The organism is Streptomyces sannanensis (assembly GCF_039536205.1).
In the GTDB taxonomy this organism is placed as follows: Bacteria; Actinomycetota; Actinomycetes; order Streptomycetales; family Streptomycetaceae; genus Streptomyces; species Streptomyces sannanensis.
Genome location: NZ_BAAAYL010000001.1, coordinates 3,064,797 through 3,078,404 on the forward strand (window position 1 = coordinate 3,064,797; position 13,608 = coordinate 3,078,404).

Here is a 13,608-nt window from a genome sequence, read left to right on the forward strand (position 1 = left end):
CGTGCGTATCGTTGTACTGCGCGGCTGCATACGACCACGCGGCAGCGGGGAAGAGCGGCACGATGACCTCCCCCTACGCCCCTGCGGGCGTGGGGGGACCCCCATGAGACCGACAGGATCGACATGGCCGACACCGACGAAGAGCCGACCCTTGACGAGATGTTCGGGGCGCTCGAGCGGATGCCCGTCCCCGAGGGATACAAGGTCGAGATCGTCGAGGGGGCCATCCACATGTCGCCGCAACGGCACGTTCACTGGCAGATCATCCGCCGGATCGTACGAGCTCTTGAAGACGCATTCGGCATGGATGTGCTGGTGGCGTCGGACGAGCGAATCGACTTCCCCGGCCATCTGAACGGTTTGGCGCCGGACGTGGCAAAGCTGCGCGAGGACGCCCAGCAGAACGCTGCCGGCCGCTGGCACCACCAGGACGTCGAGTTCGTCGCCGAGGTGATCTCGAAGGACACCGCCGCCAACGACTACGGGCCGAAGAAGACCGCCTACGCCGTCGCCGAGGTCCCGGTCTACCTGATCGCCGACCCCTACCAGGGGAAGTGCCACCTCTACACCCAGCCGAAGGACGGCGACTACCTCAGCGAGCTCACGATCACCTTCGGCGCGGACATCGACATGACCGGCACCGTCGTCGGTCTCACCCTCGTCACCGGCACCTTCCCCCGGGGCTGACCCACAGCCCCGGGGGAAGGTGTCACGCCGCGGTCGCGAGTGGCTCCCTCTGGCGCGGCACGAAGCGCACGTGCGGGTACCCCGGCCGCAGGTCCAGCCGGAGCCGCAGGTCGCCCATCCGGGCCAGGACGACGCCGATCGCGATCGCCGCCAGCGCGGAGACCGCGCCGCCCGCCGCGAGGCCCACCCGGGCGCCGTACGTGTCCGTGAGCCAGCCGACCAGGGGCGCGCCCAGCGGCGTACCGCCGACGAAGACCATCATGTAGAGGCTCATCACCCGGCCGCGCATCTCGGGGGCCGTCGCCATCTGGACGGACGAGTTCGCCGTGACGTTCACCGTCAGGCCGAGCATGCCGACCGGGACGAGCAGGGCGGCGAACAGCCAGAAGGTGGGGGAGACCGCCGCGGCGATCTCCAGGAGGCCGAACGCGACGGCGGAGCCGACCAGCATCCGCAGCCGTGAGGTGCCGCGTCGGGCCGCCAGCAGTGCGCCGACCAGGGAGCCGACCGCCATCAGGGTGTTGAGCAGGCCGTACCCACCCGGGCCGACATGGAAGACGCCGTCCGAGAAGGCGGTGAGCCAGATCGGGAAGTTGAAGCCGAAGGTGCCGATGAAGCCGGCGAGGACGATCGGCCAGATCAGTTCCGGATGCCGGGAGACATAGCGCAGGCCTTCGCGCAGCTGGCCCTTGCCCTGGGGCACCCGCTCGACGGGGTGGAGTTCGTTCGTGCGCATCAGCAGCAGGCCGACGATGGGCGCGAGGAAGGAGAGGCCGTTCACCAGGAAGGACCAGCCGCTGCCCACGGTGGCGATGAGGACACCGGCGACGGCGGGGCCGACGAGCCGGGCGGACTGGAAGTTCGCGGAGTTGAGGCTGACGGCGTTGGCGAGCCGGTCGGGGCCGACGAGCTGGGAGACGAAGGACTGGCGGGCGGGGTTGTCGACGACGGTGACCATGCCGAGCAGGAAGGCCACCAGATAGACGTGCCAGACCTGGATCTGCCCGGAGAGGGTCAGCACGGCGAGGGCGAGCCCGCACAAGCCGAGTGCCGCCTGGCTGACGAGCAGCAGGCGCCGCTTGGAGTATCGGTCGGCGAGGACTCCGCCGTAGAGGCCGAAGAGCAGCATCGGCAGGAACTGCAGGGCGGTGGTGATGCCGACCGCCGCTGCGGAGCCGGTCAGGTCGAGGACCAGCCAGTCCTGCGTGATACGGGCCATCCAGGTGCCCGTGTTGGAGACGATCGCGCCGGTGAAGAACAGCCGGTAGTTGCGTACCGTCAGGGAGGAGAAGGTTCCTCCGCGGTTGTGGTGTGTGTCGCGGGTGGGTTTCGGTCCGGGGGCGGAGTCCGTGGCTCCGGGTCCCGTACTCAAAAGGGTTCGCCTCCTTGTCTCGTGCGCGGTCAGAGGTGTGCGAGCTTCTCCAGCACGGGTGCGGCGGCGCGCAGTTTCGCCCACTCGTCCTCGTCGAGTCCCTCGGCGAGGTGGGCCAGCCAGGCGTTGCGCTTGCGGCGGCTCTCCTCGAGCATCACCTCGGCGCGTTCGGTCTGGGTGACCACCTTCTGCCGACGGTCCTCGGGATGCGGCTCCAGCCGGACCAGGCCCTTCGCCTCGAGCAGTGCCACGATGCGGGTCATCGACGGCGGCTGGACGTGCTCCTTGCGGGCCAGCTCACCGGGGGTGGCGGAGCCGCAGAGGGAGAGGGTGCCGAGCACCGACATCTCGGTGGGGCTCAGCGATTCGTCGACGCGCTGGTGCTTCAGGCGTCGGCCCAGCCGCATGACGGCCGAGCGGATGGCGTTCACGGCGGCGTCGTCGTCGCCGTGGGACAGGTCAGGCATGTTCATTAGGATAACTCATTACGCAGCCTAAAGACCAATCGCCTGCCTGGCGGACAACGCGGCCCGAACACGGAATGAGCGTCCAGGACCGTGCGGTCCTGGACGCTCATTTCCACGAGGTCACCCGAGTGGGCCAGTACAGCGCCTACGTGAGGCCGAGGGCCGGCATCGCGTAGTAGAAGAGGAACACCGCCGACACGATGTACATCGGCACCGGGACCTCGCGGCCGCGCCCGGCGGCGAGCCGCAGCACGCTGAAGGCGATGAAGCCGGTACCGATGCCGTTGGTGATCGAGTACGTGAACGGCATCATCACCATGGCCAGGAACGCCGGCACCGCGATGGTGAAGTCGCTCCAGTCGACGCCCTTGATCGAGCCGGCCATGATCAGGAAGCCCACCGCGATCAGGGCGGGCGTGGCCGCCTGCGAGGGGACCATGGTGGCCAGCGGGGTGAGGAAGAGCGCCACCGCGAAGAGCGCGCCGGTGACGACGCTCGCGAGACCGGTGCGCGCGCCCTCGCCGACACCGGCCGTGGACTCCACGAAGCAGGTGTTGGCGGAGGAGGAGGTGGCGCCGCCCGCCGCGACCGCGATGCCGTCGACGATCAGCACCTTGTTGATGCCGGGGAAGTTGCCGTCCTTGTCCATCAGTTTCGCCTCGTCGCCGACGCCGAGGATGGTGCCCATCGCGTCGAAGAAGCAGGACAGCAGCACGGTGAAGACGAAGAGCACACCGGTGAGGACGCCGACCTTCTCGAAGCCGCCGAAGAGGCTGACCTGGCCGATCAGGCCGAAGTCGGGCGTGGCGACCGGGTTGCCCGGCCACTCGGGGACGGTCAGGCCCCAGGCCTGGCCCGGCAGGTCGGTCACCAGCTGGATGCCGGCCGCGACGACCGTCATCACGACGATGGAGATCAGGATCGCGCCCGGCACCTTGCGGATGATCAGCGCGAGGGTGAGCAGCGTGCCGAGGACGAAGACCAGCACCGGCCAGCCGCCCAGGTGGCCGTCGGCGCCGAGCTGGAGCGGCACGGTGGTGTGCGCGGCGTCCGGGATACGGGAGACGAAGCCCGAGTCCACCAGGCCGATCAGCATGATGAACAGGCCGATGCCGATGGCGATGCCCTTGCGCAGGCCGAGCGGAACGGCGTTCATCACGCGCTCGCGCAGACCCGTGGCGACCAGCAACATCACCACGAAACCGGCGAGGACGACCATGCCCATGGCATCCGGCCAGCTCATCCGGGGCGCGAGCTGGAGGGCCACGACCGTGTTGACGCCGAGGCCGGCCGCGAGGGCGATCGGCACATTGCCTATGACACCCATCAGCAGCGTGCTGAGGGCCGCCGTGAGCACGGTGGCGGTGACCAGCTGGCCGCCGTCGAGCTGGTGCCCGTACATGTCCTTGGCGCTGCCGAGGATGATGGGGTTCAGCACGATGATGTAGGCCATCGCGAAGAAGGTGGCGAAGCCGCCCCGTACTTCCCGGGAAATCGTCGAGCCCCGCTCGGAGATCTTGAAGTACCGGTCGAGAGCGCTGATCTGCTGTTGCTGGGGGGTCTGCTGCGGAGTGTCGACCTGAGCGGTGGCCGAGGGGGACATGCGGAACCTCAATGATGGGGGCATGGGATGTTCGTACGAAGATCGAAGAGATCCACAACAAACAGTTGCAGTATGAATTCATAAGTCGAAGATCACCACTCTCCGCGCGTAGATACGTCCACCCACTGGACCGCGAGTCTCATCCGTACGCCGCCTAGGAGTGTCCTGAAGATCTTGGAATCGCGCCCGGCTTGCACCGGTTCATGGCGATTGACATTTACTGGCAATCCGGGGCGAGTCAGGCGGTCGGAGCAAGATCTTCATCGGTCTTCTAGAAGACTGCTGAAAATCTTGTGCGTGGGGCTGTCCGGTGGTGGGCCGGGCGGCCCCTTGCCTTATGCGTGCGCTGTCGTGAGCGTCCAGGTGCCGGTGGTGCGGGTGAGTCCGAGGTTGATCAGGCGGCGGAGGTTGAGGGCGGCGGCGCGGTGGTGGAGCCAGGTGTCGTTCTTGATGACGCCCCGGTAGGGGACGCGGCGGCTGCCCTTGGCGACGAGCCAGGCGATGGCGCGCTCCACCGGTGGTCGCCAGCGGCGGTACTCGGCCTGCCAGTCGGGGTCGGTGGCGGCCTGGTCACGGGCGGCCTTGAGCAGGTCGTACTTGGCGTGGACGGTGAAGACCCGGCCGGTTTTGGAGCGGGTGCAGCGGTCCTTGAGCGGGCAGTCGGCGCACAGCTTCTTGAACTGGGCCTGCCGGGAGCCGTTCGCCAGCGGTCGGCCGAGCGCGGCGGTGTGTCCGGCGGGGCAGGTGACCTCGCCCTTCTCGGTGTCGACGGTGAACTCGTCGGCGGTGAAGCCGCTGGGGACGGCCGGTTTCAGCGGCGGTGGCTTGAGGACCGGGTCGTGGCCCTGGGCCTGGAGGTGTTCGCGCAGGTCGCCGGTGCCGTAGGCGGCATCGCCCAGGACGGTGAGCGGTGCTTCCTCGTCGGCGAGGAGGTCGCGGGCGATGGCGGCCTCGTGGTTGTCGGCCCCGCTGCCGGCGGTCAGGGCGACCTCGGTGAACAGCCCGGCCTCGGGTTCGAAGGCCACGTGGGCGCGGAAGCCCTCCTGGTGGCGGGTGCGGTTCTTGTGAATGTGCCGCGCCTCGGGGTCGACGGTGGAGACCGTGCGGTCGCGGGCGGTCCCGCGGGTGATGCGCCAGCGCCCGTCGCGGCCGTCGGATTCCTCGGCCGGCTCCACGTCCTGGCCCGCGACCAGGGCCAGCAGCCCGACGGCGTTCGCCGCGGCCTCGCCCAACTGCTGCTCGGGCAGGCGGCCGAGCAGGTTCAGCGCGTCGGTGACCAGGGCGTCGACTAGTGCCTCACGGGCGGCCTGGTCGTTCCAGGCGATGCGGGGCTTGCCCGGGTCGGCGTAGTCGTGCGCGGTGCACCACGCCGCAGCAACCTGCTCGGCATCGGGGACCTCGCGGATGACCCGGCGGATCGCGGCGATGAGCTGGGTGACGGTGTCCTGGGTGGCGACCGCGTCGTCCAGCACGGTGGAGTCCAGCGCCCGCCGCTGCCGGCCCTTGAGGACACCGGTGGCCGTGACGACCTCCCTGACCTTGGCGAACAGCCGGTTCGGGTCACCCGAGCGCTGCAGTCGGCGGCGGAAGTACGTCAGCAGCGACGGGTCGAACGCGGTGTCATACAACCCCAGCCCGCACGCCGCCTTCCACCGCAGGTCACAGCGCAGTTCCTGCACCGTCTCGAAGTCCGAGAGCCCGTGCAGGCTCTGCAGCACCACCGTCGCGGCCAGCACCTGCGGCGGCATCGACGGCCGCCCGTTCGTCGAGGGGTACATGTCCGCGAACATCGACCCGGGGAACAGCACTTCGCGATGCTCGGCCAGGAACGCGAACACACTCCCGGCCGGGATCAGCTCCCGACAGGTCTCCCACGCATCCGGCCCGACCGTCTCCCCAGCCCATTCCCCCTGCACACACAGCAGTCTGGCCCCACACCAGTGCGCGCGAGGCCAGAACCGAGATTTTCAGTGATCTTCTAGACTGTGTGCATGGCTGGCTTTTCCCTGAAGGGGTCCCCCAACCACGAGGCGCCCGAGCCCCTGGAGGGGCCCGTCGTCGCCACCATCACCGGCGGCACGATCCTCTGGTTCGTCCTCTTCCTCGTCCAGGTCCCCTTCTACGGCTGGTTCGACGACCGCGGCGCCCTGTGGTGGCTGTGGACCTGCCTGGCCGGCGGCGGACTCGGCCTGATCGGCATCTGGTACGTACGCAAGCGGGACGCGGCGATCAAGCGCGCCCGGGCCACGGCAGCCCCCGTGGACCGACGGAACGATTCGCATACCGAGGCCTGATCCTGCGCTCCCTCGGGGGGTGAACCAGCGCCTTCACACGTAACGTCGAGAACATGACCCATGGCGGCGGACCCACCATCGACGCGGGATCGGAGCTCGACCCCGTGCACCCCGTCCATCCACCGGTCCCGGCGCGCGCGCCGGGACTGACCACCGCCGAGGTCGCCGAACGGGTGGCCCGCGGCGAGGTCAACGACGTCCCGGTGCGCTCCTCCCGCTCCACCGCCGACATCGTCCACGGCAATGTCTTCACCCGCTTCAACCTGATCATCGGCGTGCTCTGGCTGATCATGCTGATCGTCGCGCCGATCCAGGACAGCCTCTTCGGCTTCGTCATCATCGCCAACACCGGCATCGGCATCATCCAGGAGCTGCGCGCCAAGAAGACCCTCGACGGACTCGCGGTCATCGGCGAGGCCAAACCGACCGTGCGACGCGACGGGGTCTCCGCCGAGGTCTCCACCTCCGAAATCGTCCTCGGCGACCTGCTCGAACTCGGCCCCGGCGACAAGATCGTCGTCGACGGCGAGATCGCCGAGGCGGACGGACTGGAGATCGACGAGTCACTGCTCACCGGTGAGGCCGACCCGGTGCTCAAACAGCCCGGCGCCAAGGTGATGTCCGGCAGCTTCGTGGTCGCGGGAGGCGGCGCGTTCACCGCCACCAAGGTCGGCCGCCAGGCCTACGCGGCACAGCTCGCCGAGGAGGCGTCCCGCTTCACCCTGGTCCGCTCCGAGCTGCGCAGCGGCATCAGCACCATCCTCAAATACGTCACCTGGATGATGGTCCCGACCGCCATCGCCCTGATCATCAGCCAGCTGGTGGTCCACAACAGCGGATTCCAGGACTCCATCGCCAGGACCGTCGGCGGCATCGTCCCGATGATCCCCGAGGGACTCGTCCTGCTGACCTCCGTCGCCTTCGCGATCGGCGTCATCCGGCTCGGCCGCAAACAGTGCCTGGTCCAGGAACTGCCCGCCATCGAGGGCCTCGCCCGCGTCGACGTGGTCTGCCTCGACAAGACCGGCACGCTCACCGAGGGCGGCATGGACGTCACCGAGCTACGGCCGCTCGGCGACTCCGACGAGGCATACGTACGGAAAGTGCTCGGCGCGCTCGGCGAATCCGACCCACGGCCCAACGCCAGCCTCCAGGCGATCATCGCCGCCTGTCCGGACAGCGAGGACTGGCGCTGCACCGAATCCCTGCCCTTCTCCTCCGCCCGCAAGTACAGCGGCGCCAGCCTCCTCGAACCCGACGGGGACGCGTCCACCTGGCTGCTCGGCGCGCCCGATGTGCTGCTGCCCGAGAACGATCCGGTCCTCAAGGAGATCGACCACCTCAACGAGCAGGGCCTGCGCGTCCTGCTGCTCGCCGGCACCCGACGGGAACTGGACGACCCCGAGGTGGTGGCGGACACCCTGCCCACCGCCCTGGTCGTCCTCGAACAGCGGCTGCGGCCCGACGCGGCGGACACCCTGCGCTACTTCGCCGAACAGAACGTCCACGCCAAGGTCATCTCCGGCGACAACGCCGTCTCGGTCGGCGCGGTCGCGGGCAAGCTCGGCCTGCCCGGCGCCTCGGCCACCGTCGACGCCCGCCGGCTGCCGGAGAAACGACTCGAACTGGCCGGCGCTCTGGACAAGGGCACGGTCTTCGGCCGGGTCACCCCCCAGCAGAAGCGCAACATGGTCGGGGCCCTGCAGTCCAACGGCCACACGGTCGCCATGACCGGCGACGGCGTCAACGACGTCCTCGCCCTGAAGGACGCCGACATCGGGGTGTCCATGGGCTCGGGATCGGAGGCCACCAAGGCGGTCGCCCAGATCGTGCTGCTCAACAACAGCTTCGCCACCCTGCCCTCGGTGGTCGCCGAAGGCCGCCGGGTCATCGGCAACATCACCCGGGTCGCGACCCTCTTCCTGGTCAAGACCGTCTATTCGGTGCTGCTGGCCGTCCTGGTCGTGTGCTGGCAGGTGGAGTACCCCTTCCTGCCCCGGCACCTGACCCTGTTGTCGACGCTGACCATCGGCGTCCCGGCGTTCTTCCTGGCCCTGGCCCCCAACACGGAGCGCGCCCGGCCGCACTTCGTCCGCAGGGTCATGCGGTACGCCATTCCCGGCGGCGTCATCGCCGGGGCGGCCACCTTCGCCACGTATCTGCTGGCCCGCAGCTACTACACCGGCCCCGGCTCGCTCCAGGCCGAGACCAGCGTCGCCACGCTGACGCTCTTCCTGGTCTCCATGTGGGTTCTGGCGATCATCGCCCGCCCCTACACCTGGTGGCGCGTCCTGCTGGTCGCCTCGATGGGCGCGGCCTTCCTGCTGGTGCTGGCCGTGCCCTGGCTGCAGCACTTCTTCGCGCTGAAGCTGGTGGGCACGGTCATGCCCTGGACGGCGGTAGCGACAGCGGCGGCCGCCGCAGCGCTCCTGGAGTTCTCCTGGCGCTGGGTCGACCGCCGCTTTCCCGCGTGAGCGGGGGGTGGTGCCGGGGCTTATAAACCAAGCTCACAGGCAGGTTCGGCAAAACCCGGGTCAATAGCCGGTCAATCGAACCAGCGGTCGCGGGCCAGTTCCGCCGTGCGCGACGGGTCCTCCAGCAGCGCCGCGACCTCGAAGCGGCGGGGCCACTGGCCGGCCGCCCAGGCCAGGCCCGCGGCGACGCCCTCCAGGGTGGCGGCGTGGAGCACACCGTCCGGGGTGCGGCGCCAGTCCAGCTCGACACCGGCCGCGCGCAGTTCCTCGTGCTCGATGTACGTGTCCGGGGTGGCCGGTCCGAGCAGGGAGCGGACCGCGTCCGGGACCTCGTGCTCGGCGCCGACCGTCGTCACCTCGGCCTCCACCGCCTCGGACAGCCGACGCACCTGGAAGAGCTCCGCGAGGTCCGCCGCGCGGGACGGGGATACCGGCAGCAGCGGCAGCCCCGCGGCCAGCGGCAGCAGATCGGGGGCGTCCGCGACCAGTGCGTCGGCCGCGTCGACGACCCGGACACGGCCGTCGACGACCGCCCGCAACTCGTCGGGCAGGGTGACCCGGTCCGGATCGAGATCGGCAAGCGCGGTGCAGAGCGCGTGCAGCTGGGCCGGGGACACCGGGCGGTCCTCGTCGGCGAGACGCGCCAGCAGCTCCGCCGAACCGCCGGGCTCGTCGAGGAGAGCGGCCACGGAGGTACGCACACCGAGGGCGCGCAGCACCTGCTCGTCCTCGAAGCCGGTCGCGTCCGCGGACTCGTACAGACCGATCAGCAGCGGATCGGAGCCCGCCGCCCGCAGGCCCGCCGGGCGGCGGCCGTCCAGCACCGGATGCCCGCGCAGCCACCAGGCCGTGTAGGGGCGCACGGTCTCGGTCGTGCCGTCCGGCAGCAGGATCCGCACCGGCTGGGTGAGGGCGTCCCGCAGCGGCGGCTGCGCGAGCAGGGCCAGGGCCTGCGGCCAGGCGTCGTCGTCGACCAGGTCCAGGTCCCGCACGGCGACGATCTCGGTGGCCACCGGCGGCACCGGTGTGTCCGGCAGCTGGTCCAGCAGGTCCTCGCACCACACGTCGACGGCGTCGAGCAGGCCCGCGTCGTCCGGCTCGGGGAAGTCGCCGTCGCGCGGCTCGAGCTCGTCCGGGTCGAGGACGACATCGGTGGCCCGTACGAGCGCGAAGTTGGCCAGCACACCGCAGGCGGTGAGCGGCTGGGCGCCCCAGCGGGAGGCCAGCTCGACGTCACACAGGGCGACTTCGCCCTCACGCATGATGCGGGCGAACGGGCTTCCGGGGAGGACCAGCTCGGCGGCAGGCGCGAGCTCGCCGTCCTCGTCGGGCAGGGCCAGCGCGCCCAGCCACGGCTCGTCGCCGGGCTCCAGACCCGCGTCCCGTACGAGCGCGAGAACCATGTCGGCGAGCTCCTCCGCGTCGGGCGCGTCCTCCAGCCACAGCTCGCCCTCCTCCAGCGAGGCGGCGACCGCGGCCCGCACCTGCGGGGTCGTCAGCACGGCGCGCGCAGTGGCGGGGAGAGCGCCCAGCTTCTCCAGCAGCGGATGCACGGCGTCCGGGTGGGCGACCTTCAGGCCGAGCCTGGCCAGGTTCTCCGGGGTGTCGGGCCCGGGCAGCAGCACCTGCCGCGGGCCGATCGTCGTACGCCCGTCCGCGAGCGGCACCGGCAGTCCGGACAGCCGGTCCGGGTCCACGCCCGCGAGGGACTCGTACAGCCGCCGCCACCAGCCGGGGGACCGTTCGGCCCCGGCGAGGCGGTCGATGGCGTCGCCCAGCGGAAGACGGGCCACGCCCAGCGCGCGCAGCTCGGTGCGGCGCTCCAGCCCGGCGGGCAGCAGCGTGGGCAGCACCTCCGCCAGCACGCGTACGACGTCCGCGCCCGCGCCCTCCACCACCTCGGCCTCGAACGGGCGCAGCGCCACCAGGTCCTCGGACGGCGCGGCCGGCTCCAGGAACGCGACCCGCGGCAGCCGCTCCAGCACCGCCGCGCGCAGCGCGCTGTCCAGACCGCCCTTGCCGAGCGGACCCGGCACCAGGTCGATCGTGCCGGTCGACACCGGCTGCCAGCCGCCGAGCAGCTCGGCGTACGCGTCGGCGGCGCGCTGCACAAGGAAGTCCGTGAGGGGGCCGGGCGCCGGATGGCGCCTCGCCGTGTCCAGCGGGAGGGAGGCGATGAGCAGGGCCGGAATGCCGAGCGGCTCATCGGTCGGGGTCGGCGCATGCACGACCGGTGCCGTACGGGGCTGCTGCGGAGCCCCCTCCGCGTCCACCGGTACGGCCCAGGTGACCGTCCACTGCGGGCGCAGCCGCTCCTCGACCGGCCGGTCGGCGAGCAGGGCGGGCGCGATGGCGCCGGTATGGCTGACGGTGCGCCAGCGGTTGACGCCGTCCCTGCTGTCCTCGACGTGGACGTAACTGCCGTGCTGCGAGCGGCGCAGGACACGCGTGGTGCCCGGCGTCTCGATCACGACCTCCTCCAGCCCGGGGAGCGTGAGCAGCAGCGTGTCGTCGATCGCGGCGAGGAGGCGCTCGGCGAGGTCCTGCGCGGCGGCGTCGCGCAGCGGCAGGACGACCACCGTGTCGTAGCCCTCCGGGGCGGTGCCCTCCGCGGGCAGCGGCAGCCGGAGGAGGGGGACGTGCCCGTCGCGGCGCCGGAGTTCGTCCCCCAGGCCGGGGCTGCCGCTCGCGGCCTGCCGGGCCAGCTCCCGGGCCTCGGCGAGCGACCACCGTACGCCACCGTGCCGGCCCAGGACGGCCGGCTCGTCGCTGACCGCGAGCACGGCCGCGAAGCCCACGCCGAACCGGCCGACGGTGCTCTCGTGGGCCTCCCGCTTGGCGGACGCGCGCAGCGTGCTGAGCGACTCCACACCGGCCGCGTCCAGGGGCGCGCCGGTGTTGGCCGCCGCGAGCACCGCGGGGGCGTCCACGCCCGCCGGATGCAGCGTCAGCCGCAGCTTGCCGGGCACCCTGCCGCGGGCCGCCGCGTCGGAGGCGTTCTGGGCCAGCTCGACGACGAGGCGGTCCCGGTAACCGCCGAGCGCGAGGTCCTCCTCGGCGTTCGCGTCCTCCCGGAACCGTGCGGGGCCCGCGCCCCACGCGTCGAGCACCCCGCGCCGCAGCCGCGCCGTCCCGAAGGGATCGGCCCCCTCGACCGCCGTCGCCTTCACGCTCACGCCGTTGTCTCCTTCTGCCTGGCCCCTAAGGACGAGCTTGCACCCGTTCCGCTTCCGGTGCGGCCCGAAGGTACCGCGCAAGCGTGCCACCCCCGCCCGGCGGACCCGAGTGTCCGTCCTCAATCTCCCCCCGCTACCTCCCCCAGCTGCCTCCCCCAGATGCCTCCCCCAGATGCCTCCCCCAGCTGCCGCTGGGGGTGCCCCCAGGGGTGCCCCCAGCGGCGCCCCCAGGACGGGCTGGAGCGTAACGCCCACCGTCCAGTCGCCCCCGCGTGGGACGTCACCCGGCTCGGGCGTGACACGCGTCAGCGCTCGCACCCGGCAACCGGCAGCAACCACCCCCAGCGGCAGCCGGGGGAGCGTGAGGCGGACACTCCCCCAGCTATCGCTGGGGGTGGCCCCAGGCCAACCTGGGCGGAGAGCGTCGCGCGCGACCTCAGGAGTGGCCGAGTTCTTCCGTCGTCTCGTCCGGGGCCTCCGAGACCGAGCCCGTGTCGGTGGGCGGACGGAGGGCCAGGACGTCGGCGCGCATGGAGTCCAGGACCGGCAGCGCCGGACGCGGAGTCTTCGGCATGACCGCGGCCTCGGAGTGCGCGCCGCAGCCGTACGCGAGGGAGACCACGCGGCCGTCCGCCGGGGAGAACTCGTTGGAGCAGACGCCGAACGCCTGCCGGAGGGACCCGGCCAGCGGGACCAGGAAGCCGCACGACTGGCAGGACGCCGGAGCCGCCTGCGCCATCGGGGTCCTCGCCCCGAAGGACTCCTCCCAGCGGTCGGCCGCGGTGTGCAGGCCGTACCGGGACAGCACACGCGCCCGGCGCATGCCGAGCTCCTCGGCGAGCGCGGCGATGGAGCCCCGGGACGGCACCCGGGACACCATCTCCGCGTCCTCGGCGTCGAGGTGGTCGGCCATGTCCTCGGAGACGACGGAGTTCGGCGGGGGCGCGTCCTCGCCGGAGATGCCGGCTTCGAGGCGGAGGTCCTCGGCCTCGGTGGGGAGGAGGTCTCCGGGGCCCAGGTCGCCGGGGCGCAGGCGTTCGCTCCACGGCACCCATTCGGGCGCGAGGAGAGCGTCGGGTCCGGGCAGCAGGACGGTCTCGTCGACCGTGACGACCTTCGCGCGGGAGGCCCGCGCGACGGTCACGGCCCAGCGCCAGCCCTTGTAGCCGGGTTCCTGGCACTCGAAGAAGTGGGTGACGACCCGGTCTCCCTCGGCGACCGTCCGGGTGTGCTCGCCGACGATGCCGGGCGCCGCGGCCTCTTCGGCTGCCGCCCGGGCAAGGTCTACCGCCTCGACGCACAGACGGTCAGGGGTACGGCTTCGCGTCGTCGCAGCACTCACAGGTCTCGCTTCTCTCCTACGCCGTCTCACGGGTGCGCCGCCCGAATCGCGTGCGGCCGCGGGCGGAGCGGACCGGAGGGCCGCGTCGACGTCCGCGCCCGACCTGACCTCGGGCACACCTACTCCCCTCCATTCTGCGGGATGGCGGAAGGGCGTGAGGCCGTGGGATCCGGGATCCGGGAACGGCGCAGCG

Annotated in this window: 9 protein-coding genes; 3 read left to right on the top strand and 6 right to left on the bottom strand. The window is 71.3% G+C overall.

What is annotated here, in order from left to right; all coding sequences use genetic code 11:
- The first annotated feature begins 123 nt into the window (after nucleotides 1–123).
- Nucleotides 124–687, top strand: coding sequence for a Uma2 family endonuclease (locus ABD858_RS14390; RefSeq protein ID WP_345037343.1), 564 nt, complete (start codon nucleotides 124–126; stop codon nucleotides 685–687).
- 22 nt (nucleotides 688–709) lie between these two features.
- Here ABD858_RS14390 and ABD858_RS14395 read toward each other — a convergent pair whose 3' ends face one another.
- The 4 genes from ABD858_RS14395 to ABD858_RS14410 form a co-directional block, all read right to left on the bottom strand.
- Nucleotides 710–2,059 (bottom strand): MFS transporter, encoded by a 1,350-nt coding sequence (locus ABD858_RS14395; RefSeq protein ID WP_345037346.1) that lies wholly within the window; start codon nucleotides 2,057–2,059, stop codon nucleotides 710–712.
- A 29-nt stretch (nucleotides 2,060–2,088) separates the two neighbouring features.
- Entirely contained in the window at nucleotides 2,089–2,526 is a 438-nt protein-coding gene (locus tag ABD858_RS14400; RefSeq protein ID WP_345037348.1) for a MarR family winged helix-turn-helix transcriptional regulator, read from the bottom strand.
- A 145-nt stretch (nucleotides 2,527–2,671) separates the two neighbouring features.
- On the bottom strand, nucleotides 2,672–4,129 hold the full coding sequence (locus tag ABD858_RS14405; protein WP_345037351.1) for an NCS2 family permease: 1,458 nt from the start codon (nucleotides 4,127–4,129) through the stop codon (nucleotides 2,672–2,674).
- A 335-nt stretch (nucleotides 4,130–4,464) separates the two neighbouring features.
- Complete coding sequence (locus tag ABD858_RS14410) at nucleotides 4,465–6,045, bottom strand: IS1182 family transposase (RefSeq protein ID WP_345033590.1); 1,581 nt, start codon at nucleotides 6,043–6,045, stop codon at nucleotides 4,465–4,467.
- A 75-nt stretch (nucleotides 6,046–6,120) separates the two neighbouring features.
- Here ABD858_RS14410 and ABD858_RS14415 point away from each other — a divergent pair, with 75 nt between their 5' ends.
- Complete coding sequence (locus tag ABD858_RS14415; RefSeq protein WP_345037353.1) at nucleotides 6,121–6,423, top strand: DUF2530 domain-containing protein; 303 nt, start codon at nucleotides 6,121–6,123, stop codon at nucleotides 6,421–6,423.
- A 53-nt stretch (nucleotides 6,424–6,476) separates the two neighbouring features.
- Entirely contained in the window at nucleotides 6,477–8,897 is a 2,421-nt protein-coding gene (locus ABD858_RS14420) for an HAD-IC family P-type ATPase (protein WP_345037355.1), read from the top strand.
- A 71-nt stretch (nucleotides 8,898–8,968) separates the two neighbouring features.
- Here ABD858_RS14420 and ABD858_RS14425 read toward each other — a convergent pair whose 3' ends face one another.
- Nucleotides 8,969–12,073 (bottom strand): sacsin N-terminal ATP-binding-like domain-containing protein, encoded by a 3,105-nt coding sequence (locus tag ABD858_RS14425; protein ID WP_425586199.1) that lies wholly within the window; start codon nucleotides 12,071–12,073, stop codon nucleotides 8,969–8,971.
- 436 nt (nucleotides 12,074–12,509) lie between these two features.
- A complete protein-coding gene (locus ABD858_RS14430; RefSeq protein WP_345037357.1) occupies nucleotides 12,510–13,415 on the bottom strand; it encodes a DUF3027 domain-containing protein in 906 nt (301 codons plus the stop codon).
- Nucleotides 13,416–13,608 lie beyond the last annotated feature (193 nt).

Coding starts and splice junctions, on each gene's coding strand:
- ABD858_RS14390 (WP_345037343.1), top strand. CDS start 124: ATGGCCGACACCGACGAAGAGCCGACCCTTGACGAGATGTTCGGGGCG.
- ABD858_RS14400 (WP_345037348.1), bottom strand. CDS start 2,526: ATGCCTGACCTGTCCCACGGCGACGACGACGCCGCCGTGAACGCCATC.
- ABD858_RS14405 (WP_345037351.1), bottom strand. CDS start 4,129: ATGTCCCCCTCGGCCACCGCTCAGGTCGACACTCCGCAGCAGACCCCC.
- ABD858_RS14415 (WP_345037353.1), top strand. CDS start 6,121: ATGGCTGGCTTTTCCCTGAAGGGGTCCCCCAACCACGAGGCGCCCGAG.
- ABD858_RS14420 (WP_345037355.1), top strand. CDS start 6,477: ATGACCCATGGCGGCGGACCCACCATCGACGCGGGATCGGAGCTCGAC.